The organism is Clostridioides sp. ZZV15-6383 (assembly GCF_020657735.1).
In the GTDB taxonomy this organism is placed as follows: Bacteria; Bacillota; Clostridia; order Peptostreptococcales; family Peptostreptococcaceae; genus Clostridioides; species Clostridioides difficile_D.
The window spans coordinates 74,434-100,771 of record NZ_JAGWCV010000007.1; the positions used below are offsets into that span (position 1 = coordinate 74,434).

23 protein-coding genes and 1 riboswitch are annotated in these 26,338 nt (G+C 28.0%); of the genes, 3 read left to right on the forward strand and 20 right to left on the reverse strand.

The annotated features are described in order from the left end of the window. Positions 1 to 5: 5 nt before the first annotated feature. From cas6 to nrdE, 12 genes are all read right to left on the reverse strand, one after another. Positions 6 to 743, reverse strand: coding sequence for a CRISPR-associated endoribonuclease Cas6 (gene cas6 / locus KGF42_RS04640; RefSeq protein WP_107595687.1), 738 nt, complete (start codon positions 741 to 743; stop codon positions 6 to 8). Between the two features lie 77 nt (positions 744 to 820). After that, entirely contained in the window at positions 821 to 1,738 is a 918-nt protein-coding gene (locus KGF42_RS04645) for a transcriptional regulator (RefSeq protein ID WP_227825868.1), read from the reverse strand. A gap of 264 nt (positions 1,739 to 2,002) precedes the next feature. Then, positions 2,003 to 3,919, reverse strand: coding sequence for an ABC transporter permease (locus KGF42_RS04650; protein ID WP_227825869.1), 1,917 nt, complete (start codon positions 3,917 to 3,919; stop codon positions 2,003 to 2,005). Next, positions 3,919 to 4,665 (reverse strand): ABC transporter ATP-binding protein, encoded by a 747-nt coding sequence (locus KGF42_RS04655; protein ID WP_054274897.1) that lies wholly within the window; start codon positions 4,663 to 4,665, stop codon positions 3,919 to 3,921. The genes KGF42_RS04650 and KGF42_RS04655 overlap by 1 nt, the downstream gene beginning before the upstream one ends. Positions 4,666 to 4,774: 109 nt before the next feature. Next, the gene (locus KGF42_RS04660; protein ID WP_227825870.1) at positions 4,775 to 5,626 is read right to left on the reverse strand and encodes an undecaprenyl-diphosphate phosphatase; all 852 of its coding nucleotides are present in this window, start codon (positions 5,624 to 5,626) and stop codon (positions 4,775 to 4,777) included. A 236-nt stretch (positions 5,627 to 5,862) separates the two neighbouring features. Further along, entirely contained in the window at positions 5,863 to 6,867 is a 1,005-nt protein-coding gene (locus tag KGF42_RS04665; RefSeq protein ID WP_227825871.1) for a HAMP domain-containing histidine kinase, read from the reverse strand. Positions 6,868 to 6,876: 9 nt separating this feature from the next. After that, a complete protein-coding gene (locus tag KGF42_RS04670) occupies positions 6,877 to 7,569 on the reverse strand; it encodes a response regulator transcription factor (protein ID WP_054274900.1) in 693 nt (230 codons plus the stop codon). A 295-nt stretch (positions 7,570 to 7,864) separates the two neighbouring features. Then, entirely contained in the window at positions 7,865 to 8,767 is a 903-nt protein-coding gene (locus tag KGF42_RS04675) for an ABC transporter substrate-binding protein (protein ID WP_227825872.1), read from the reverse strand. Beyond that, positions 8,768 to 9,397 (reverse strand): hypothetical protein, encoded by a 630-nt coding sequence (locus KGF42_RS04680; RefSeq protein WP_227823251.1) that lies wholly within the window; start codon positions 9,395 to 9,397, stop codon positions 8,768 to 8,770. 381 nt (positions 9,398 to 9,778) lie between these two features. Then, positions 9,779 to 10,405 carry a GyrI-like domain-containing protein gene (locus KGF42_RS04685; protein ID WP_227823252.1) on the reverse strand — a complete coding sequence of 209 codons (627 nt, stop codon included), beginning with the start codon at positions 10,403 to 10,405 and terminating at the stop codon, positions 9,779 to 9,781. Between the two features lie 79 nt (positions 10,406 to 10,484). Beyond that, positions 10,485 to 11,456, reverse strand: a complete 972-nt coding sequence (gene nrdF, locus KGF42_RS04690) for a class 1b ribonucleoside-diphosphate reductase subunit beta (protein ID WP_054274906.1) — start codon at positions 11,454 to 11,456, stop codon at positions 10,485 to 10,487. A gap of 12 nt (positions 11,457 to 11,468) precedes the next feature. Next, positions 11,469 to 13,568: a class 1b ribonucleoside-diphosphate reductase subunit alpha gene (gene nrdE / locus KGF42_RS04695; RefSeq protein WP_227825873.1), complete on the reverse strand. Its 2,100-nt coding sequence runs from the start codon at positions 13,566 to 13,568 to the stop codon at positions 11,469 to 11,471. 478 nt (positions 13,569 to 14,046) lie between these two features. Here nrdE and KGF42_RS04700 point away from each other — a divergent pair, with 478 nt between their 5' ends. After that, complete coding sequence (locus tag KGF42_RS04700) at positions 14,047 to 14,772, forward strand: pentapeptide repeat-containing protein (protein ID WP_227825874.1); 726 nt, start codon at positions 14,047 to 14,049, stop codon at positions 14,770 to 14,772. Between the two features lie 202 nt (positions 14,773 to 14,974). Here KGF42_RS04700 and KGF42_RS04705 read toward each other — a convergent pair whose 3' ends face one another. The 8 genes from KGF42_RS04705 to KGF42_RS04740 all read right to left on the reverse strand — a co-directional run bounded on the left by KGF42_RS04705 (position 14,975) and on the right by KGF42_RS04740 (position 23,487). After that, positions 14,975 to 16,171, reverse strand: coding sequence for an ABC transporter ATP-binding protein (locus tag KGF42_RS04705; RefSeq protein WP_227822981.1), 1,197 nt, complete (start codon positions 16,169 to 16,171; stop codon positions 14,975 to 14,977). A 2-nt stretch (positions 16,172 to 16,173) separates the two neighbouring features. After that, a complete protein-coding gene (locus KGF42_RS04710) occupies positions 16,174 to 17,199 on the reverse strand; it encodes an iron ABC transporter permease (RefSeq protein WP_227825875.1) in 1,026 nt (341 codons plus the stop codon). Between the two features lie 72 nt (positions 17,200 to 17,271). Continuing rightward, entirely contained in the window at positions 17,272 to 18,402 is a 1,131-nt protein-coding gene (locus KGF42_RS04715; RefSeq protein ID WP_227825876.1) for an ABC transporter substrate-binding protein, read from the reverse strand. Positions 18,403 to 18,558: 156 nt separating this feature from the next. Then, a riboswitch (cobalamin riboswitch) is annotated at positions 18,559 to 18,741 on the reverse strand. Positions 18,742 to 18,879: 138 nt separating this feature from the next. Continuing rightward, positions 18,880 to 19,773: a dihydrodipicolinate synthase family protein gene (locus KGF42_RS04720; RefSeq protein ID WP_227825877.1), complete on the reverse strand. Its 894-nt coding sequence runs from the start codon at positions 19,771 to 19,773 to the stop codon at positions 18,880 to 18,882. A gap of 81 nt (positions 19,774 to 19,854) precedes the next feature. Next, positions 19,855 to 20,757, reverse strand: a complete 903-nt coding sequence (locus tag KGF42_RS04725; RefSeq protein WP_227825878.1) for a fumarylacetoacetate hydrolase family protein — start codon at positions 20,755 to 20,757, stop codon at positions 19,855 to 19,857. Positions 20,758 to 20,807: 50 nt separating this feature from the next. Then, positions 20,808 to 21,968: a UxaA family hydrolase gene (locus KGF42_RS04730; RefSeq protein WP_227825879.1), complete on the reverse strand. Its 1,161-nt coding sequence runs from the start codon at positions 21,966 to 21,968 to the stop codon at positions 20,808 to 20,810. A gap of 141 nt (positions 21,969 to 22,109) precedes the next feature. Further along, on the reverse strand, positions 22,110 to 22,415 hold the full coding sequence (locus KGF42_RS04735) for a UxaA family hydrolase (RefSeq protein ID WP_227825880.1): 306 nt from the start codon (positions 22,413 to 22,415) through the stop codon (positions 22,110 to 22,112). Between the two features lie 97 nt (positions 22,416 to 22,512). Beyond that, a complete protein-coding gene (locus KGF42_RS04740) occupies positions 22,513 to 23,487 on the reverse strand; it encodes a 2-keto-3-deoxygluconate permease (RefSeq protein WP_227825881.1) in 975 nt (324 codons plus the stop codon). A 593-nt stretch (positions 23,488 to 24,080) separates the two neighbouring features. On the opposite strand from KGF42_RS04740, the gene KGF42_RS04745 reads away from it, so the two are divergent. Both KGF42_RS04745 and KGF42_RS04750 read left to right on the forward strand, forming a co-directional pair. Then, positions 24,081 to 24,857 (forward strand): IclR family transcriptional regulator, encoded by a 777-nt coding sequence (locus KGF42_RS04745; RefSeq protein WP_054274920.1) that lies wholly within the window; start codon positions 24,081 to 24,083, stop codon positions 24,855 to 24,857. A gap of 332 nt (positions 24,858 to 25,189) precedes the next feature. Further along, entirely contained in the window at positions 25,190 to 26,335 is a 1,146-nt protein-coding gene (locus KGF42_RS04750; RefSeq protein ID WP_054274921.1) for an iron-containing alcohol dehydrogenase, read from the forward strand. The last annotated feature ends 3 nt before the right edge of the window (positions 26,336 to 26,338 follow it).

Sequence of the window (26,338 nt, forward strand, 5' to 3'; positions counted from 1 at the left end):
TTATCTCACCTCCATTCCAAAACATCTACATCCCCAAATCCTTGAGCTCGTCTAAAGCCCAAACCTAAATTGTAGATAAGATTTAAATCGTCAATATCACCTTTCAATATAAATCTGCCTTTGTAGCCATTAATATATTGATATTCTTTACCTGTTATTTTTTTAAACTCTCTTAAGCTCTCTTTAACTACTACTTTCTTAAGAGCTATATTTTCAAACTCTAATTTTCTTTTTAGACCATTTCCCCTATAGTTTTTGACAACTTCATTAGTTATATAGTTTAACTCTTCTATATATCTATCATCACTTATATCTAAGAATTTTCCTTCTTTAGACTTTATACAGATTGGAGATAACGCATTGAATAGTACCATCTCTTCTGTTATCTTCTTTTCTCTTAATAAATCTATTCTAATCCTTGTAAGTTCATAGTCTTTATATAAACATTTTTTAGAAGTCATTAATCCATTATATATATGAAAACCTAATTCTAAATCTGGAGTACTTATATTTAGTATTACTTTATCTTTGATAATAAAATTGTCACCTTCAATACTATATTTTTTTATATAAACTGAAAATGTGAAATTTTTAGTTTTTTTATTATGTTTTTCATTATAATAGTACATGTTTTTATAGTAATCTTCATTAGATTTTCTTATTGCTTCTTTTATAATACTCATAAAGAGTGAATTATAAGATATTGGTATACAATCTGTGCTAAATTCAATTTTCATTTTCATAATATCACCTCTCTCAATTAATATATTAACACTAGACCGTGAAGTATATGGGTCCAAGTATAAATTATTTGAAAAAATTAGTAAATTTTTTTCATTTTTTCAATCTCTGACAATATATCGTTTCTAAGTATATTTGGTTCTACAACCTCAACATAAGCTCCCATACTTAAAATCCAACTTTTTATCTCCTCATAACCTCTCATTTTAGCTTTAAAAAGTATAGACTTATCATCATACTCTATAATTTGTTGATTATTAACCCAAACTTTCTCCTTTATAATTATTGAAAATGGATGTCTAATTTTTATAACAACATTAAACTCTTCTCCCTTATAAATTCCTATACTATTTTTACTGTATTCATCCCAATTAAAACTTTTATCTACATTGTACTTTTCTTCTAAAACCTTATAATTTTTAATTCTACATAATTTAAAATCTATAAACTTAAATCTTTTTTCACAAAAAGCCACCATATAAGTATCTGACTTATAATTAAACAAACCATATGGATGAACAATTCTTTCACTATTGCCTGAATTCAATGAATAATATTCTATCCAAAGTTTACGCTTTGTTGTATATGCTCTAGTTATTTCATTACACTTATTTTTTTCAGACGCATAATCACAACTACGTTGTGCTTGCACTGTGAAATAATCCATATATGTATCGCTTTTTTCTCCTGTATTTAATACTGCTTTTATTTTTTCTACAATACTATTAAATTCATTTTTGTAAATATCATTATTGTACTCTAGCTGTGAATTTATCATATCTAAAATTGAAACTTCACTATCTAATAATTTAATTAATGAGATACTATTACATTTATCGATTTCGTAACCACCATAAATCCCAGGTGTTGAATTTATAAATATACCAGCTTGCTCTAGATGCATCTTATAACTTTTTATTTGCCTTTCACTTACTTCCAACTCTTCTGCTAGCTCTTTACACTTCATTTTTCCTCTACTTTGAATTAATATCATCATTCTTATTGTATTAGCTACTTTACTAATGAATAACACCTCCTAATAATATTAATTAATATCTTATTTATTTCTACAAATATATACTCATAACCTTTTTATATTTTATATAAATAGAATTTTTTTACTATTTAGATACTTATTATGACATATTAATATAAAATCTTAATAATTAATACAATAAAAAATATTACTGAAAAAATAAATATTTATAATTCCAGTAATATCGATTAATTTTAAATATTTTTTATTAGTCAATAATATTTCCTAATAATTAACTAAATTTAATTTTATCTCTTTTAAATAATTATTTCTTACAATTAAAAAATAAACTATTTGAACCAAGAACAAGCTTCCCATTACCAAAACAGCTGATGATGCCACTTCTATATCAAAAGAATTCTTCAGTGCAGTAAGTGCAAATATAGAATGTATAACAGCCACTACATAAGGTAACAAAAATACTATTCCAATCTCAATCGTTGAAGCCTTTTTAATCTCATTATATGTCATCCCCAATTTATTTAACTGCTCATACTTTTTCTTATCAACTTGACAATCCATATAAAACTTATTATATAAGAAGCTACTTGTAGTAACAAAGAAAATTAAACCTATAAATATTGCTAAAAATATAAATGTAGAATACATTAATTTCCCAGTTTCTATCATTAAGTCTTTAGAGAAAAACAAATATGGCTGCATCCCAGACTCATTATTAAATTTATTCTCAAATTGTCTACATATCTCTATAGTTTTACTTGAATCCTCTACTTCAAATGCAGTAAATCTATCCACTATAAATTTTGATTCTATACTATCATAAAAATTATCTTTTACCACATACATATTTTTATAATATGCTGGCATAACACATTCTTCTACTTGTTTTGCCACCTTTAGACTCCTATTTCCTACAATAACATTTTCTTTGACTTTCTTATTGCCTGGTAAACTTGATGATAATAATGATATAGATTCATTATCTTCAAAACTTATAGGCTTAACCCCTATAGCCTCTGTTATCTCTAGGTACTTAGATTCTTTCATAATTCTGACATTAAAATTACTTTTCTTAGGAAATACAGTTTTAAATTCACCATTAATTCTTGTATAGTCTATATTTTCTTTTTTTAGCTTAGTTTCTATAAATCTCATTCTTTCCTTATCTTTTTCTTTGCTATCAGGCTTCTTAGGGTCATTATGCAAGGTCATCGTTGAATAATATATTGTGTTAGGATATATTAAATTAATTTGACGATTTACATCTTTCCAAAAAGAATAAACTGTACCTATAGCAGTAAATGCTACTGTAGAAGTTATAGTTATCAAGAAAAATATTCTAGCATTGTCCTTTACTTTATAAATTAAGTTTGAAATCCAAAGCATGTTTGTATTTTTTCTATAAAATCTCTTATTTAATTTTAACTTTTTTATAAAAAATACACTAAATTGAGAAAAGAATAAATAAGTTGCTACTATAGTAAGAGATGTAACTGGAACTAAGCGTAGATATGTTGTATATTGGTCAGTTGATGTAACAGCATTATAATACGCTATTATAAACAGGCAAATACTTAATATAGCAAGCATCAGTGATGTTTTACGCTCTGGTTTTGGAGTTTTTGTACCTTTAAGTAACTTCAGCACCTGATTTTCCTTAACTATAAAAGAAGTAAATATTGATGTTAGTATAGCTAAAACCATAAAGTAAATTAAAGTAGACAATATTGCATTTAATGGTATATAGAATTTTAATGGTGATAATTCTAAAAAAGTAGACATAATCACTAAAAATATCTTTGCAAAGATTAAACCTATTATTATTCCAATTACAGAAGATACTATATTTATTATCATATTTTCTATAAAGATTAACTTCATTACTTGTCGTTTTGATATACCTGTAATATAAAGTATTCCAAATTCTTTATATCTGCTTTTAAGAAATACACTAACTGAATAAAATACAAAGAAAAATAAAAATAAATATGCAATTATCTTACTCATCTTAAGTCCCTCTTTTAAATAATCAGGAAATTGAGATATATCTAAATTTGGATGACTTGTAAACATGATAAAAGAAAATAGTAGTGAAGATGATATAATAATACTTGCTAAATATCCTAAATATGCTTTAATATTCCTTGAAATATTATTAATAGCAAACTGTTTTATATTCATTAATTATCTCCTCCCAATAATGTAAGTATATCCATTATCTCTTGATAAAACTGCTCTCTACTACTTCCCTTGTATATTTCATTATATATAGCTCCATCTTTTATGAATAAAATTCTACTACAATAGCTTGCTGCTAATGGGTCATGAGTTACCATCATAGTAGTAACCTTATTTTCTTTATTTATCTTTTGAAATAGCTCCATTACAGTCTTTGACGACTTTGAATCTAAATTACCTGTTGGTTCATCTGCTAAAAGTATTGATGGTTTGTTAATTAATGCTCTAGCAATAGCAGTCCTCTGAGCTTGACCACCTGAAACTTCAAAAGTTCTTTTTTCTAATAAATCTTTTATTCCTAAAATTTTAGATACTTCATTCAATCTCTCATCTTGCTCTTTTACACTGACCTTATCTAATGTCAATGGCAATACTATATTTTCTCCTATGGTTAATGTATCCAGTAAATTAAAATCCTGAAATACAAAACCTAACTCTCTTCTTCTGAACAATGCAAGTTCTTCACCTTTTAACAATAAAGGATTCTTTCCTTTTAGTTCCATAGTTCCTGTAGTTGGTTTGTCAATAGTAGAAATCATATTTAAAAGAGTAGTTTTTCCACTACCAGATGGACCCATAATTCCTACAAATTCTCCATCCTCTATACTAAAATTTATATCATTTAATGCGTTAAAAATTATTTTCTTACCATATACTTTACTTAAATTATTTACAGTTAAAATTTTCATTATTTAACTATCCTTCCTAATCTAATTTTTGAAATAACATATATATCTAACTGTTAATTATTATTTATATTAGTTAGCTAGTTTTTGTAGATAATAAATACATTTTAATCTATATACTAATTATGTTAGTAAAAGCTAATACAGCAAGTACTATACCCATAATTATTCTATATATAGCAAATACTCTCATTGGTTTTTTCTTTAAAAACTCCACAAATTTTTCCATAACTATTATTGATACAATAAAAGCTACTATAAATCCAACTACTAAAGCAATCCACAATGTTGGTGTCATTATTGAGTAATCAAATTCAAATAAATCCTTTCCTGAAGAAGCAACCATCGCTGGTACAGCTAAAAAGAAAGAAAACTCAGCTGCTATAGGAGAATTAAGTCCTGCTATCCATCCACCCATAATAGTAGATGCACTTCTTGACATACCTGGCCATGCAGATAAAACTTGTAATGTACCAACCTTCAAGGCTTGTACTGGAGTAATTTTATCTATATTATCTGTAGAATGATTCTTTTTTCTAAACAAAGTTTCTACTACTAGTAATAAAATTCCACCAACTATAAATCCTATAATTACAGATTGTAAATTAAACAATGATTTTATATTATCGTAAAATAGAACTCCTACAATCGCAAATGGTATACAACCTATAATTACATTTATTCCAAATCCAAAACCAGTCTTTCCTTCTTTTCCTCCAGTAAATATAAACTTAAAAAATTCTATAACACTATCTTTTATCTTTTTCCAATAAAGTACCACTACTGCTAATATAGCTCCAAGTTGTATTACAACCTCAAACATTTCAGCAAATTGCCCCTTAAAATCTATTAAATTTCCAACCAAAATCATATGACCAGTAGATGAAACTGGAATAAATTCCGTAAGCCCCTCTACTATAGCTATTATGATTGATTTCAATATAAAAATAACATCCAAACTCATCAATAAACATCCTTTCTTTTTTACAAAATTTATTTTTTTATGTTATTTCTCTTATGTTATTTCTTATATTAATTGTAATTTAGATTAGAAAATTTAACTATCTTCAAATATTACACAAACCTTACATCTATGTAAGGTTTGTAAATAAATTCTCTTAAAATTAGATTATCTAACTATAAATATCTCATTCAATAAATAATATATAAATTAATAAAAAAGTATAATCAATTAAGAACTTATTGTAACAGATGATTTACATCGTCTTTATTAAAGATTATTGAAACTTCTGTACCTTTTCCTATTTCTGATTTTATACTGACTTTATGACCTAAATCATCACATACTTTTTTTACTAGATAAAGTCCCATACCTGTAGACTCTCCAAACTTACGACCATTTTCCCCTGTAAAAAATGGGTCAAATACTCTTTTTATATCTTTAGAAACAATCCCAATCCCTTCATCTATTATGCTTAAAACTACATATTTATTATTTTCTTCAGATTTTATGGTTAGATAGTTACTATAACCTTTAGAATATTTCACCCCATTTGTAATCAATTGACTTATTATAAATTTCATCCATTTTATATCTGTATAAACATAAGTAAATTTGTCTATTTGAATCTTAGGAATCATTCCATTTTTTATAAATAACCTCTTTTCTTCATTTACAATACCAGATACAATTTCATTCAATTTGGCTTTCTTAACCACAAAGTCTTTCTGAAAATTATCTGCCCTTGCAAAATGCATGGCCATATCTAGACCTTTATTTAATCTATCTATCTCTTCTCTTATATTTTCAGTCACTTCTTCTCCATCATACTCTTGAAGCTGAAGACTTATAACTGATATTGGTGTTTTCATCTGATGAATCCACTGGTTGATGAAAGTTAAATGTTCACTATGTATCTTTTTATGTTCTTGTATCATTGATTGATACAATTTATGTTGTTGTTTTAAAATAACTGATATACTTCTCCCCAAGAAAGAATTTCCTAAATATAAAAATGATTCCTCCAAAGAATGTATGCCTTTTTCAAACAGATTATATACTTCTCTATTTTTATAGTATTTATATATTAAAAAACATAACAATATAAAAGAACTAAATAAAAGAATATATAAACTTTCTCCAAAACTAATAAATTTCATAAGATTACAGTAAATAATTGTCATAATTATCCCTATATAATATACAAAAATATAACCTTTACAATCTTTTAAAAAAAATTTCATACTTTCTCCTTACCAATTTTTATTTAATTTATATCCTAACCCCCGTACAGTCTGAACAGCATTATCTATACCTAATTCCTCAAATCTTTTTCTTATCCTGCTAACATTCACATTTAAAGTATTTTCTTCTACAAATTCAATATCATCCCATATCTTTTCTAAGAGATAATCTCTACTTACTACCTTTGGGTATCTTTTGATAAGACATTCAATCAATATACCTTCTTTTTTAGTTATAATTAGATTCTTACCATGTAGTTCTAGTTCCAACCTTTCTGGATAAAACCTTAATCCATCTAATTCCACTATTCTTTCATCTATTTTAGGTGAATATTCACCATATACCCTTCTTATATGACTCTTTATCTTTGCCATTACTACATCATAATAAAAAGGCTTCGTTATATAATCATCAGCTCCACTTTCTAAAGCTCTAATCTGGTCTACACTACCATCTCTAGCTGATATAAAAATTATAGGCAAATTCGACTTTTGTCTAATGCATCTACACCAGTAGAAACCATCAAACTTAGGTAAATTCACATCTAATAGCACTAAGTCTGGCTTAAAACTTTCAAATGTAATCATTATATTATCAAAGTTTTCTTCGACAATCACTTCAAATCCATATTTCTCAATATAATCTTTGAGTAATGTACTTATTGATATATCATCTTCCACAATATATACTTTATAACTCATATAATCCCTCCTAATATCCCTTTTTACTTATCATGCAACAGTTGATTTTAATATATCCTAATCTTCTTACTTAATATGTAAGTTAATCATATTACTAACTTTACAATTGCTGACTTAACAGGCACAACTATATTATTAGAAATCTTAATAAAATTCTTTAAAAGGTATTCTTTTATTATCAACTAATCATTCTAAAATAGATTCAAATTACTAACTTAAAATAGAAAAAGTTACCTTAATAAGGTAACTTAAACTTTTATCATATTTTTTACTTAGTATTATTTTAGCATAATTTCTACTTAGTATTATATATTAATTCTTTTATGTTTAATTTTTTCTCTTGTAACTTATTTTTTATTAAGAAGTCTTGTGTATCTTCAAGAGAAGATATGTCTTTATCTGTTATATCCAAACTAAAATCATACCAAGTATATAGCTCCTTAGTTTCTTCAAGGCTTAAATCAACTTCTTTGGCTACTTTTTCCATAGCCTCATCAAAATTACTATTTACATATTCTAAAGTTTCTTTTTCAACCTTCATAAATCTTTCAACTATTTCTGGATGTTTCTCAGCAAAATCTGTACTAACAGCAGTTACTATTATACCATCTACTAAACCTTCACCATTTGCTACAAGTTTACTATCTGACTTCATAGCTTTAAGAGCTGCTGGTCCAGCAATCAATGCAGCATCTACACTACCATCAGAAAGAGCTACTGATGCCTCTGGAATACCCATATTAACAAATTCCACATCATCCATACTTAATCCTTCTTTATCAAGTGCTGCAATTAGTACCTGATGTAATATAGTCCCTTTTGGTCCTGCTACTTTCTTACCTGCTAAATCTGCTGCTGATTTTATTGAATCATTATTCGTCAAAATCATAAATCCTTTTGGTGACCTACTATAAGTATTTAATATCTTTAACTCCACTCCATTAGACGCAGCTATCAAGGCTGATGTACCACCTAATGCATGTAAAAAATCTATTTCTCCAGCAGCTAAAGCTTGTATAAATATTGAACCATCACTTATCATATTTAAAAATGTACTATACACCTTTTCAGGCGATGGTAATATATAGTCACTCCAAATACCAAGATAATTTGTAATTTTCCATAATACAATAATTACGAAAAATATCAAAACACTTTTTACTAGACTTAAAAACTTATTATTAAAATTATTGACCATTTATAAACCATCTCCATTATTACATCCATCTTTACAATAAAACATTTCTACTATATCATACTTAGTTTCAGAGTCATTTCTTATTTTTTGTATCTCACTTAATATTTCATCTTCACTAGATACTTCAAGAACTTTTTCAAAAGTGTCTTTGAAATATCCTAATGGAATTGGAGATTCATCTATTTTTCCAAGTGATTTTATACCTTCTTGTTCAGCAAACTCTTTCCATGTATAAAATATAGCATTACTCTTATCCTTGAATTTTTCACTTGCAAAATCCCTTAATTGTGTACATGGACAGGTTGCTATCAACATATCATCTTTACTTTTTATATATTTATCGTATAAAACTCTACAAGTCCTTACTAGTATTGGCTCTATCATAGGTACTTCAAAACTATCTATCAAATTATTTCTTTTTAAAAGATTTATACTTTCTGGACATCTACAATCCAACATTGTATTTTCAGTCTGTTTTACATATTCTCTGTATTGCCTCTTTACAAATTCCAATTGTGGTTCACATTCAGCCATTATGTACCCTTTTTTTATCAAATTCTCTTTGATAATATGAAACTTTTCCCCATACATTCTTTCTGCCACTGGATTTATTAGAAGATATTTATTCATAACTCCTCCTATTATTTAATATTTAATATTGAATATTATTATCAATTACCAGTTTAAATGAGCACTTAAATTTTGTCAATATGCTAATTTTTTCTTAATAAAATAATATTTATCTATATTTTTTTACTATTTCAATTAAAATATCAAATAGTATATTCAATTTATTTTAAATAATAATATACACATATTGCTAGTAATCTACCTATGTAATATAAATATTATATAATGATATGTATATAATTAGTATTAATATTTGATAATAATACTAATAAATTTAGAAATCTTATGAGATATCAACTCGAATCTTGAAACTACATCAAAAAATGAAGTCTATTTAGACTTCACTTTTTATAACTTTTATAAATAAATTATCAAAAATATCTATACTTCCCTTTCTACTTCAAAACGCAAAACAGTCTTCAATGACTCAGGCGATACTTTTCTGGCATCACTTATATAAATTTCACGATGTATATAAGATTTTCTTATAAGTTTATTCTTTTTACAAAATTCATTCATAATATCAAAGCTTTCTGGTTCATTATCATATGAGCCTATATGAAGCATTTGAACACACAGACCTTCATTAATAGACCCAAAGTTAACTTTTTCAAGAAGATTATGTGGTTTCTTCTTTTTTACTATATCAACAGCTTTATTTAACAAGTCTTGTGTAACAAAATCTGGTTGACGTATCATTATAGTATAAATTAAATCTTCTTTAATAAGCATGTCTAAGCATTTGCTTTTTTCTCCCTTATCCCATATACCTTCTAAAGGAAAAACAGTATAATCAAAATACCCTTCTGGTACAATTCCCTTTTTAGGCATGGTTTTTATTGCATATGCCAAAGAATAAAGTACTCCTATTGCTTCAGTAAATGCTTTAGAATTTGGGTCTCCATTCCCTTTTAACATGATAAATTTCTGCTCTGGTACTTCAATTATTACAGGATTCCTCTTAGGCAAATACAACTCTTTATCTCTTTTTCTCCATTCATATTTCATAAAAAATACCTCCGTATATATATTTTATACATTGATATTATCATTCTAAAGGTGACAACAGTCTGTCATAATTTATAAATTATATTATAAAATCTTCATCTTCTAATTCCTCATATACTCCTTTTTGGTATCCATTCCCTTTAGTTGAAAAGAAATCATGTGTTTTAGTTTCAGTACTAAGACCATTTAATACAATTGAATTTATATCACCTACAGTATATAGCTTTTCAAATCCTAGATTTTCTAAAGCTCTATTTGCATTGTATTTCAAAAAATTTACGACCTCTTTTTCAAGCCCACTTTCTCTGTATATAACATTTGTGTACTCTATCTCATTCTCCATAAGACTATAAAGTATAGAATACATCTTCTCTTCTAATATTTCCTTATCAATTACATCAAATGAATCGTATATTTCTTGTGCAAGCAATCCTATGTATTTACCATGTAAAGACTCATCTCTAAGAATAAGCGATATTATTTCTCCACTAGCTACCATTTTTCCTTGACCAGATAGATACAATGGATAAAAAAATCCTGAATAAAACAAAAAACTCTCTAAAAATACACTTGTAACCATTGATAAGTATAACCCCTCTTGATTTGTAGTATTTTCATATTGAGCTAAAACTAAATCAGCCTTTCTTTGTAACGTTGGTTCTGTTTCTATCCATTCAAACAACTCATCTATTTCTGAGTTAGAAAGTAGAGTCATAAATATAGAAGAATAACTTTTTGCATGTATTTCTTCCATAGTCCCCATAAAAGACAAGACAGCTTTTCTTTGTAAGTTTTCTGTTAAACTCATCATAGATGGAATTCCATTATTCCCCTGTTTTGTATCCAATAATGTTAATCCACCCAATACTTTTTTATATAACTCTTTTTCTTTATCACTTAGTTCATTCCATACCTTGATGTCTTTAGAAACAGATATTTCTTCAGGAAGCCAAAATTGTTTTACATTTTGTTCCCAAAAAGCCTGTGTAAATCCATCTTCTTCTCTATTCCAGTTAACTGCATTATGTATTTTATGTAAATTAAATGTCATATACTTCTCTCCCTATACTGAACATACTAGACACTCGTGAGTGTCTCTTGTCATCTTTGTTCTTGTGTAATATAAACTTTTCAGACCTTTTTTATATGCATATATGTAATGTCTAGCTATATCCCTAGTTGTCTTTTCATCTGTAACAAATAGTGTCGTGGATATACCTTGGTCAACATGTTGTTGAACTGTTGCTACTAAATCTATAACTTTTCTCATATCCATTCTATATGCTGATTGATAATACAACATATTATCATTTGTTAAAAATGGCATTGGATATATTGTAGTAGAATCTCCATACGTTCTTACTTCCACTTGTTCAGTAATTGGCATTATACTTGATGTAGCATTTTGAACATAACTAATGCTTTGAGTTGGTGCTACTGCCATCAAATACGCATTATATATACCTTTTTCTTTTACTTCATCTAACAAACTTATCCAATCTTCTTTTGTAGGTATATGTATACCTTCAAATAACGACTTCACCCTATCTGACTTAGGTAAATAAGACTTCTTATAATATTTTGATAGTACTTTACTTTTTCTTCCTTTAGCATATTCTGATTTATCAAATCCTTCAAAGGTTTGATTTTTTTCTATAGCTATTTTCATTGATGCTTTAATTGAATAATATCTAACCATTGCAAAAAATACATTAGCAAAATCTATAGCATCTTCTGAAGTATACAAAATATTTTCTCTTACTAAATATCCGTGTAAATTCATAGCCCCCAATCCTATAGAATGAGACTTACTATTACTGTTACTTACTGTTGGTACTGGCTTTATATCTGTACTATCTGCTACAAAAGACAGTGCTCTTATTGCTGTCTCAACCGTACTTTCTATAGTCTTATTATCCATAACATTGGCTATATTTAAAGAACCTAGGTTACAACTTATATCTTGTCCCCATTCATTTTTGCCTCCATAACCCTCTATTTGTGAGGATGTCTGATATTGAAATATCTCACAACATAAGTTAGACATCTTAACCATTCCAACATCTTTTAACGTATGTTCTCTATTAGCTGTATCTATGTATACTACATATGGATATCCACTTTCTTGTTGCATCTGTGCTATTTTAGTCAACATCTGTCTAGGATTTATTTCTTTTTTTCTTATATCATCATCACTAACCAACTTATCATACCATTCATTCATTTCTATCTCATCAAGAGAAATTCCATATTTCTTGTACACAGTATGAGGATAAAAAGCATATGCTACTTCATTTTTTTCTGCCAACTCCATAAATTTATCTGGTATTATAGCTCCTAGTGATAATGTAGCAAGTCTTATTTTCTCATCTGCATTTATCTTTTTTGTATCCATCAATAATTCAAAGTCAGGATGGAATACAGTAAGATAAACTGCCCCAGAGCCTTGTCTAGCTCCCATTTGATTAAAATAACTAAAGGATTGCTCCAACATTTTAGCTACACCAACAACCCCTCCAGCTGCACCTTCTATATCTTTTATAGATTCACCTGATGCTCTAAGTTTAGATAAATTTAGTGCAACTCCTCCACCAATCTTTGATAAGTGATTTGATGAAGATATAGCATATGATATGCCTTCTGTACTATCTTCTACAGATAATAAAAAACATGATACCATCTCTCCAGCTCTTTTTCTTCCAGCATTTAAAAATGTTGGTGTAGCTGGTTGAAACTCTTGTTTTACTATTTTATCTGTCAAACTCATAGCTAGACTCTCATCACCATTTCCTAATGTTAAAGCTACAATTAATACTTTCTCATTATATGTTTCTAATATTTCTTTTCCATCATTACTTTTTAATGCATAATTTTGATAAAATTTATTTGCACTCATATATGATTGAAATTCAAACTGATATTTCTCAATAAACTTATACATTTTTTTAATAAAATCCATGCTATACTTATTTATTACTTCTTCTGAATAATAACCTTCATCCATTAAGTACTTTAATCTTTCTTCTAAGTCATTAAATCTTCTCAACTTTGGTTTTATAAACTCTTCTATGTAACTACTTAAGGCTTCCTTGTCCTTTTCCAGTTGATACTTACCTTGTTCATTTTTAATTATCACTTGATTGTTAAGCTCTATCCAATTCATTATTTACCGTCCTTTTAACATAATCTTGTGCTATAATTTCATTTAATTTGCCTATTATTTCTTTTAGTCCTTATCAGTTTGAATTTTATAAATAACATATAATCTTATCAATATAATAAGTATTTTTAAAAAACAAAAGCACTACATATAGTCAGTGTTTTATCTATTATATACTACATATAGTATATACACAAATTTTTTTATATCTAAACTTTTATTATTGTATAACTGATATTATTTTTGTTTAAAGAAATTTTTATCAGCTCAAATATAAAACAATACAAGCTTATTATGACATGTTTAAAAATGTAAATTATCTCTAAATAGTCTAAAAATATATTCTAATATATTGAAAAAAAGTATTTTAAAGATGATATTTTATATATTATTTAGAAGTTTTTTATTTATTGTTATATAATTAAATATATATCTATTTTGCTACTAAAGGTATAAAAATAAATTCATGAAGGTGATTTTTATGAGAGATATCTCCAAACAAGAACTTAAAAAAATACTTAAAAAACATTACCAATGGCTTAAGAACAATAATGATGGAGAAAGAGCAGATTTAAGAGAAGTAAAGTTAGAAAATATGGATTTAAAAGGATACTGTTTAAGTAATATTGATTTTTCATGGTCTGACCTTATTGATTTAAACTTAGAAGAGGCCGATTTAGAAAATTCTAATTTTAACAACTCTTATTTTTCAAATTGTTCACTAAAAAACTCCATACTAAAAAAAGCAGACTTAAGTGGTGCTAATTTTAGATTTTGTGATTTATCTAACTCAGACTTAAGTGGTGCTAATTTAGAAAACTCCAATTTAGAATATGCTACTTTGGATGGAATAATATCAGATGAAAGTACTCGTTTTTTTAAATTGTACTGTCCTGAAACAGGAGCATTTATAGGCTATAAAAAATGTTTTAATTTTAGAATGGTACAATTATTAATACCTAGTGACGCAAAAAGAGTATCTGCTACATCAAATGCTTGTAGATGTGATAAAGCAAAAGTACTGTCAATTACAAGTATAGATGGTAAAGAATCTTTTAAAAGTGCTCGTGCATATGCTGATGAAAATTTTATATATAGAGTAGGAGAAACGATTGTAGCTGAAGATTTTAATGAAAATAGATGGAAAGAATCAACTACAGGAATTCACTTTTTTTTAACTAGAGAGGAAGCTATAGGTTATTTGTAAAGTAACTTCTTTTTATAATGACATATATAAAATACATAAATAATAAAAAAGGGGCTGTCTCAAAATAGAGATAAGCATTTTTTCATTGTTGAAATGATGAAAATATATTTGATTTCATACAAAAAAGAGTGCCTCATGAACTAAACAGTTCATTTTGAGACACCCACTTTTTATATTTCACAAGTACATTTTATTTTGAAGGTTATAGTAAATTATTCATATTAATACTATCTACCATTTGGGAAACTTTATCTATATATTCTATATTATTGTACAGATTATTATAATACTTATGACTCTCATCTCTATTTCTAAAAGAATAAACTTTTTTATTTAACTTCAAAGCCTCTTTTATAATATCTATATTCCTTTTGTTTATTTCACCTACATTAAATCCAGTATCTATTATAACCTTAGAGTTACTTAGGCTCTTAATGGCCAAATCGAAACTCTCATCGCTTATCAACTCAAATGGCTTTTCTGTAAACATCTTTATGCCCATAGTTCTACCAATTTCATAATCAATATCATTTTCATGTATTATTCCAGAGTATAGACCTATACCTTTTTTAGTAAAAGCTCTATAAATTGGAGTTGCTTTACCCCCACCACCAATTATAAAAACTTCATTTTTAGATTTATTACTAATTTCTACTGCACCTAAAAGACTATTAAAATTTTTATCATCCAACTCATAAAGCGAATTTATAATATCCTCATCTACTACATCTTCAGGTTGACCATAAGCTATGACTTTATTATTTTTTATAAGAGCAACCTTATCACAACTTTTTAATGCTATATCTATTTCATGTAGTGAAAGTATTACTGATATTAACTTTTCTTTACTTAGTTTCTTTAGTATGTTTATGAGCTCCAATCTATGTTTTATATCCAAATGAGTTGTCGGCTCATCCAATATAATTATTTCTGGTTCTTGAACGAGAGCTCTTGCAACCAACACCTTTTGTTTTTCTCCATCACTTAGTTCATCAAAATATCTTTTCTTTAAATGTAATGCATCTACAGACTCCAATGCTTCGTCTACCATTATTAAATCCTTTTTAGATAGACTCCCAAAAAATCCTGTATACGGATACCTTCCTATATTGACTATATCTTGTACAGTCATTAAGTCACCTAATAATCTATTTGTAAGTACTAAAGCCATTTTTTTTGATAATTCTTTTCTGGATATATGATTTACATCTATATCATTCAAATATATCTCACCTTTTATTGGTGTTATAAGTTTAGATAAGGACCTCAATAGGGTAGTTTTTCCAGCTCCATTACTTCCCAAAAGACATAGTATTTCTCCATTTTTTACTTCTATATTTATATCACTTACAACTACTTTGTTATTGTATCCTACACTTAAATTATTAGTTTTCAACATATCTAAGTCCTATCCTTCCTTTTCATCAATAGCATCACTACAATTGGAGCTCCTAATAAAGATGTTATAGTGCTTATTGGTAATTCTACTGGTGATAAAATTACTCTTGATATCAAATCACAAAGAGCTGTAACTATACTTCCTAAAAATATTACCACTGGTATTAAAACTCTATTATCTGATGTCTTAAATATCAATTTTGAAATTTGTGGTACTGCAAGTCCAATAAATCCTATAGGACCTGCAAATGCTGATACTATTGCAGCTAGTATACTAGATATAAATACTATCAAAACCCTAAAAAATTTTATATTTATACCAATACTTTTTGCATATTCTTCTCCCAGTAAAAAAGCATTTAAAGGTTTTATTATGAAGATAGTCATCAAAAGACCTAACATACCAACTATTATAAGTATTTCTACCTTTTCCCATGTAAATCCAGAAAAACTCCCCATAGACCACACAGTAAATTCCTTTAATTTTTCACTATTTGCAAATGATTGTAACACATTTGTTATACCACTACACACATATCCAGTCATAATTCCTATTATTAAAAGAGTTGTTATATTCTTTACCTTATTTGCAAATAGAATGACTATAGACATTACAATCAGAGCTCCTATAAATGCTGCCACAAATATACTCATTGAATTTATACTTTCAAATCCCAATGTATACCCCCCCAAAATCATAAGTGCTACTGACAAAGTAGAACCTGAAGATACACCTAATATATATGGTTCAACTATTGGGTTTTTGAAAAATATCTGTAGTAAGATACCTGATACGGCTAGACAGGCTCCACCTACCATAGTTGCAAGTACTCTAGGGATTCTTATATTGTAGATTATTTTATAATGTTCTGTATTATCCATACCTCTTAATACAACATCTATTATTTCCTTAAATTCAATTTTTACAGAACCAAATGCTACACACACTAAAAAAGTAAGTATCATACCTATAATTATCGCTATAAATACTGTAGTATTCCTTATTCTAATTTTATTGATAAAATCCATTTATATACTCCTCTTATCAAAACTATATTAACTAAACTCTATAAAACCTATCTTTTAGTGTCGTCTTATATACTATTTATCATAGTTTATATAATGTTTGATTTTTTCACCTGTAGTTCCTGGATGAAACATCTCAACTAAATCTACTATTAATTCGTCTGTCTTATCTACTGATTGATAATAATCTGGAGCAAACACCCATAGGTTTCCATTTTTTACAACATCCAAATCAGCCAACATAGGTGCACTAGATTTTATAGAATCTAAGTTTGGTGCATAATCTGAACTTGATGAGTATACAAATATATCTGCATCCTTTGCAACTTCATGTAATTGCTCAATGCTCACTCGTCCTTCATTTGAATCTATTGAAGCACATGCATTTATTCCACCAGCCATTTTTATCATATTGTCTACATATGAGTCTTTAGGTGCTATATAAGCATTTCCTTCATATACAGATGCCCATACAACTTTAGGCTTAGTTTTATTTTTTATTTTGTTACTTACCTCTTCTATTCTTTGTACTGTTTTATCTAGTTCACTAGTAGCTATATCTTCTTTATCATAAAATGCAGCTATTAAGCTTGTCCACTCCATCCTTCCAAATGGATTTTGCTCTTTATATTCATTATCCACAACATAATTAAGCCCTAATTCTTTTAGTTTGTCAATAAATTTTGTATCAGCTTCTGATAAGCCACTACTCACTATAGTTAAATCAGGATTTAAGTCTACTATTTTTTCATAATCTGGTGCTAAATTTGAACCAACATAATGTATCTTTCCATTTTTCATTAAATCTTTAATTTCTTTAATAGTCCAATACTGTTCTTCTGTTGTTACTGCTTTTATACTATCTAGTTCATCTATTGTTCTTAGAGAACAAGCTTGTGTTGTAGATGCTATTAATACATTGTCCACAGGTGTTCTAACTATATTAGAATTTTTATACTTTGCAGGAATTTTAATCTTCTTAGGGATTAAAATTAGTTCTCGATTATCTCCATCAGTTACTTTTTTAATTCCATCTTCTAAATATTCAACACTAAATCCACTTGCATATTTTAATTCTAACTTCTTACCACTACTAACTTGTGTATTATCTTTATCATCTTTACTACATCCTATAAGACCTCCTACCAAAAAAATTACCATAACAATTAAAAAAAACTGCTTTAAAACATTTGATTTAAATTTCATCTCTTTCACTCCAATATTTTATTTTTTATGAGTGGCTAAAAACTTTAATAAAATAAAAAACTTCTCCTAATTTAATAAGGAGAAGCTTATATATCAACTTTACAAAAAATGAATTGATATTTCATTTTATTATAAAGTACAATCTCCACCCTAAATTGCACCTATGTAATACTGGGCAGGTCTCCTGACTCACGGCTTCTCCTCCATCATCCTTCCCAAAATTTTTTATAAATTTCAGTGGATTTTGATTTTGTATCCGTATACAGTAGCGGGGGCTGTAGTGAATTTACATCACTTTCCCTATTAAACTAATATAGTACCCTAGTATTATTTAATTTAATTTTTATTAAGATAATTGTAGTTTATTGTTGACTACTTTGCAAGATTGATTTAACATATATAAAAAAAGAGTGTTTAAAATGATTATAAAAATCAGTTTAAAACCCTCTTTTTTTGTTAATATATTTAATTAAGTAGTTAATATATATTTAATTCATTCATCAATTTTTTAATTTCACATACTTGCTTTTCATTTGGTTTTATAAATGGGGCAGTCATATAATCGCTTATTTGTAATCCTCTGATAGTCATAGCTTTTTTCATTGCTGGTATAAATGGATTTGTTATTAAGTAAAAATCCATTGCTTTATTGATATATTTTTGAATTTCTATAACCTTATCCATATCTTTACTGTTATAAGCTTCAGCCCATTTAGAACAAACTTCTGGAATTAAATTTGATAGTCCACCTATACAACCTGCTCCTCCAGACATTAGATTATGTATAAAGTTTTCATCATAACCACTATATATCTTAAAATCCGGGAACTCTGCTTTCATAGTATTTATTAAATCTCTAGTGTGTCCCATCAAGGTTACTGTATCCTTATATCCAACTATGTTTTTATGTTTTCTTACAAGTCTTAATGTAAGCTCTGGACTTAAATCATAACCAGTTCTATCTGGATAATTGTATAAATATATTTCAGCTTCTGTATTTTTAGCTATCTCACTATAAAACATCTCAATGCTATCATCATCAAGAGAGAAATAATAAGGGCTTATTATCATAACTCCATCTGCTCCACTATTATGTGCATAGTTTGAAAGCTCTATAGATTCATCTACACACATACGACTTGTACCTATAAACACTTTTACTCTCTTATTGACATGACTAGTTACTAAATCTATAAGTTCTTTTTGCATATCCATAGACATATTAAAGAACTCTCCAGTACTTCCCATTATAACTAGACCATCTACACCCCCATCTATAAGATAGTCGTATACTTTTTTATTTCCTTCTTTATCTAAATTTCCTTCTTCATCAAATATTGTAACAACTGGTGTCAAAAATTCTGCTTTCATAATTTAAACTCCTAAAATTTATTTTAATATGTTCATTTAATACATTCAGATTCTGCCTTAATATTAGCTATATTAAAACATTTACTTAATGTGATTTCTTAAAATTCCAATACTTTCAATCTCACATTCAATTACATCTCCACTACTCATATATCGTGGAGGTGAAAAGCCCATCCCAACTCCAGAAGGTGTACCAGTAGCTATAATATCTCCAGCCTCTAAAGTCATACCTTTTGAAAGTTCTGAAACTATATCTGAAATGTCTGATATGAATAACCTTGTATTAGAACTTTGTCTTTCTTCACCATTTACTCTACTACATACTTTAAGTTTTATAGGAAAAGAAATTGCACTTTTATGTAGGATACATGGTCCTAAAGATGTAAATGTATCTAATCCCTTTCCTCTAAACCATTGAACATGCTCTCTTTGCAACTTTCTAGCAGAAATATCATTTATAACAGTGTACCCAAAGATATAATCTTCGACCTCTTCTTTTTTAATATTAACACCTGTCCTACCTATTACTACTCCAAGTTCAACTTCATAGTCTAGTTGATTATTTATATCAAAATGACCATCTATCTCATCTTCTGGACCTATCGCTCTTGTCACACGTTTTGTAAAATATACTGTTTTTTGGGGCTCTTCAAAACTATTATCAAAGTAAGTTTGAGTTTCTTCAAGATGGTCTTTATAGTTCACTCCCACACATAAAATATCATGTATAGGTTTTTCTATAGGAGCATGTATAGTACATCTTTCTCTCTCAAAAGCGTTATAATTATAGAATATCCCTTCATTTATAATAGATTTTAACTTCATAATATCGTCTTGAGATATATTTTGAATCAAATCATTTAAATCCTTAAAAGAATTACTAAGATTTAAAGAGTTAATATCTATAATAAATAACTCATCTTTAGAAAAAACTCCAATCTTTTTATACTCATTTTCTCCTTCAGTAAAACTAATAAACTTCATAACCTCACCCTTATATTAAAATTCTATGTAATCAACCTATTACTTAAATCTTATACATAGTTACATACTCTAGCTATTGCCATTTCAGTATATCCAAGAGACTCTGCTTTTGATTGTTTTCCATTTGCTACATCTATAACCATATCTAACAAATCATCTGTTAGTTCTTCCATTGTCTGTGGACCATATATAACTGGGCTAGCATCAAAATCCATATTATCTTCCATGTTTGTAAAAGTTATTTTATTTCCAGTTATTTTTATTACTGGGGCTATTGGATTTCCTGATGGAGTTCCCCTTCCTGTACTAAACACTACTATTTGAGCTCCTCCAGCAACCATACCAGCAACAGATGAAGCATCATTTCCAGGTGTATCCATTATAACAAGACCTTTCTTATCAATCTGTTTAGCATAATCATATACTTCACTTATTTGTCTATGTCCTCCTTTATGTATACAGCCAAGCGATTTTTCTTCTAAACTTGTCAAACCACCAGCTATATTTCCAGGAGATGGATTACCTTCTCTAACTTCTTCTCCAACCAATTTTAACGAATTTTCATATCTATGTACTATATGTAATATTTTTTCTTTTACCTCTTCATTTACTGCTCTTCTAGCTAATATATGTTCTGCACCTATAAATTCAGTAGTTTCACTTAAAATTGATGTTGCTCCTAAGTCAACAAGTCTATCACTTAATTCACCTATTAGTGGATTTGCTGCTAATCCACTTGTTGGGTCAGACCCACCACATTCAGTTCCTAGTATAAGCTCAGATATTGGAAATTCTTCTTTTCTAAGTAAAGAAGCCTCTTGTGCCATTTCTCTAGCATAACGAACAGCCTTTTCTATAGTTTTCAAAGTTCCATGTTCTTCCTGTATTACAAGAGTTTTTATTGGTTTATTTGTTCTCTCTTTTATTGCATCAACTACCAAATCATTTTGACAATTTTCGCATCCTAAAGATACAACTATTACACCATATACATTGGGATTTGCTGCATAACCAGCCATAACATCCATAGTTAATTGTTGGTCTGAATGTACTTGTGAACATCCATTTTGATTATTAAAAGTAACTGCACCTTGAACTTGTGATGCTATTATTCTAGTTGTATCTGATGCACACACACTAGTAGGCAATATTAATATGTGGTTTCTTATACCAACTCTTCCATCTGGTCTTTTATATCCATAAAATTTCATACTGATTTCCTCCTAAAATAGTCTCTATACTTTCTGTAATTTTCATGTATTATAACTTTTTTTACACTAACTAATCAAACAGCTAAAATTCTATTTGATAATTATTCAATACTAAAAACAATGAATCCAACTTTTATTATTTTATATATTAACCATAACTTGTTTATCCAAATCCTCTCTAACACTTCTAACATTATGAATATGTACATGTTGACCAATTTTTATTTCCTGATTTGCTTCTCCTATATGCTCACCATATTTAGTAACTTTATCACCTTGGGCTATATCTTTTATAGCCAATTTATGATAAATAGTTATATCATCTAATGCTGTAATGGTTTTTATCGTTTTATCTTTTAATTTAAAACTAATTTCACTATCTTTAGCTATTGCTTCAATAGCTACTGCAACATTATCTTTTTCATCAATTATCACTGCATTTATCATTATTCTTATTCTCCTTTATAAATAATATAATTTTATTAACATCCTAAAATCTAATTAAAGAGTTTACTATCTCAACAACAGCTCATTGTAATATGAATTAAGCTGTTATTGTCCCATCCTCATTTTGTCTTGGAAACTTAGGACATCCATACTTCTTAGCCCACCAACTAGTTATAAGAGGAACTAATATTGCAGTGACAACTACTGCTGCTGCCACTTGTGTTGTAGCTGTTGCAACATATGGTTGCCATGATGGGTCAACTAATGCAACAGCAGCAGGTACAGCAATTGCATTTCCAGCAGTCGTAGCTACAGCCCATCCTGCATATCCTGGACGTTTTCCTATAAATTTATCACAGAATACTATAAATACACCTCCTACAAACACAGATATTAATCCAAGTAGTACTCCTGATAAACCTCCTTTTAGTATACTTGCAAGATTTATACTACTACCAAGCGCAAATCCTACAAAAGGTACAAGCAAATTACATCCTGGCTCTAAAAACTCTTTCATTTTTTTGTCAAAGTTACCTATTATCATCCCAACAAGTATTGGCACTATTGCAGCCAATAATGACATCAAAGGTACATTTGCAAGACCTGAAGTTCCAAGAGCTATCAGTGTAAAAAATGGTCCATCATTTAAAGTAAGTAAACTCATAGTTGCACAATCTGTTTCATCTCCATATGAAGTCATTAGTGAAAGATATATACTACCATTGCTATTTGTAACTGCACTTATAACAGCTAACGTTGTAAGACCAAGAACTCCATCCATTCCAAATAATTTTCCTATAAGTATACCTATTAAAGCTCCTATAGCAAATTTAGAACCAAGAAGTATACCACCTCTTTTTAAAACTTTTGGCATTTCTCTAAATTGGAGTTGAGTTCCCAAGCATACCAACTGGACTCCAATTATAGTTGCAGACCCAACACTTGAAAATACGGCTGTCGTAAATGAGCCTATTTGCACAATATCTGGACAAAATGTATTAATGAAAGCTGCTATAAACATCGGCACTATCATCATACCTGCAGGAATTTTTTTAATAAAATCCATTATCATAAAGTTACTCCTCCTAAAACATGATATTTAATTACTCTTATTAAGTTTTTAGCTTTAAATCTAACGGCCGTTTCAGTTCGTATTTAAGAACTAAGTTTTTATTTACGAATCTTTGAATTAATGATAGCATTTTCCTATTTATGAGTCAATAAAAAAATAAATTTTTGTCAAAATTTTTTCAAATTGTCTGATAATATATATTATGTATTATCAAATAGCTTCATTATATGCAAAAATACAAAGTATTTAAAATTATAGAGTACTCAAAACCACAAAATTTTTAGAAAACCTCAATAATAGACAAATTATAAAATACAAATTCACAATATTTTGATATCTTCATCTAAAAAACACCATTAAATAGATTCTCTTAAATTATATAACTAAATATCACTAACTTTCTTTAGGTATATTTTGGAAATTAAGCTAGCCTTTAATATATAACCTTCTAAAAAAATGTATATATGTATTTGAATCAAGAGCTTATTTATATACAAATCTACATATTTGTTTTCTACATTGTAAAATATCGCATAGTGTGCTAAAATCAACATATTCTAATACTTTAAATTAATAAAAAGAGGGGGAAATTTATGACTTCAGATAATCATCGCCCAACAGCTAGGATATTAGATATTTTAGAAGCATTAGCTGAATCCGAAAACGGATATACTCTTACAGAAATAGCAGATGCTATAAATGCTCCAAAAAGTAGCATCTTTCCTATAGTTCATACACTTAATGCTAGAAAATATATTACTATCGATAAGAACACATCTAAATATTCTATAGGTATACGTTCTTATACATTAGGGTCTTCATTTTTTGAAAAGAGAACTATTTTTAACTATATAATTGATGAAATGACTAATATAGTTAATTCTTGTTCTGAGACTTGTCAGCTTGGTATACTTGACAATAATGAAGTTCTTTATATCGGCAAAGTAGATTCTCCAGAACCAATTAGACTTATTTCTTATGTTGGAAAGAAAATACCTGCTAATTGTACAGGTCTTGGAAAAGCTCTTTTATGTGATTTTGATAAGGAAAAGCTAATAAGTTTATATCCAGATGGTCTAAAAGGTTTTACAGAAAAATCAATTACAGATTTTGACGTTTTATATGACCAACTTCTTGAAGTTCAAAAAACACAAATAGCTTCAGAATGTGAGGAATCAATGGAACACCTAAAATGTCTTGCTGTACCGATAAGAAAAAATGGATGTATAAGAGCTGCTGTTAGTGTAACACTGCCATTATTTAGAGCTAATGAAGAAAAAATAGAACTGATAAAAAAATTACTTTTAAATGCTCAGAAAAATATTCAATCTATGATGGAAGAACGTAATGAAGATATTGTAATAAATTAGATTAATATTTTGTATGTGTAAGATATTATTGTAATAATTAAAAATTTTATTTTAAACCAATATATTTATTTGATTTATACAGTAAAAAACAAAGTTGCTGACTTAATTACAGTAACTTTGTTTTTTTATAATCTTTTTTATCTTTTTATTGACATAATAAAAATACTGTGTTAAATTCTAATCATAATCGTAATTACGAATCAAGTTCTTATATAAGAACCAACAAACCTATATTAATCTAAAATACAATATATTATTGGTAAATTAGTGAAAATTATTAGATATATATTTCTACATAAAAAATCAATTTAAAATAAAAGGAGATTTCAGTTATGAGCATTTATTATGTACCACCAATAAATTTACTTGGGAAAGGATGTCTTAATGAAGCTAAAGATTCAATCAAATCATTAGGGACTAAGAAGGCATTTGTTGTTAGTGATAAATTTCTAGTTTCAAATGGTACTGTAAAAAAAGTAACAGATATTTTATCACAGATAGGTGTAGACTTTGCTATTTATGATGAAGTTAAACAAAATCCAACTGTAACTAATGTAAATAAAGGACTTGAAATATTAAAATCAGAAAATTGCGACTTTGTTATTACTATAGGAGGTGGTTCTCCACAAGACTGTGGCAAAGCTATATCTATATTAGCCACTAATGGAGGAGATATTCGAGACTATGAAGGTATCAATAAAACTTCAAAAAAATGTCTTCCTATCGTAGCCATAACTACTACTGCTGGTACATCTGCAGAAGTTACAATAAACTATGTTATAACTGATGAAGACAGACATGTAAAAATGATAATGGTTGATACCAATTCTCTAGCTACAATGACAGTAAATGACCCAGAATTAATGATTAGTAAACCATCTAATTTAACAGCAGCAACTGGTATGGATGCACTAACTCATGCTATAGAAGCTGTAGTAGCTAATGGAGCTTATGATGTTACAGATTCAACTGCCCTATATTCTATAAAGCAGATATTTAAATACCTTCCAAGAGCTGTTAAAAATGGTAATGATATAGAAGCTAGAGAACAAATGTGTTATGCTTGTTTTTTAAATGGAATTGCATTTAGTAACGCAGGTCTTGGAAACGTACATGCTATGGCTCATCAATTGGGAGGTTTGTATGATTTACCTCATGGAGTATGTAATGCTATGCTACTTCCAATAGTGGAAGAAGAAAATGCTAAATCTGCTCCTTCTAAATTCCGCCCAATAGCTGAAGTTATTGGAATGAATGTACATAATAAATCAGATAAAGAGTGTGTTGACTTTGTAATAGATAAAATAAAAGCTCTTTCTAAAGAAGTAGGAATTCCAAAATCTTTGAAAGATGTAGGCGTTTATAACCCTAATTTTGAGTTGCTTGCAGAAAACTCTATGAAAGATGCTTGTGCTGGAGCTAATCCTGTTTTCTTTGATAAAGACAAGATTATAGAATTATTTATGAAAATATCTTAAACA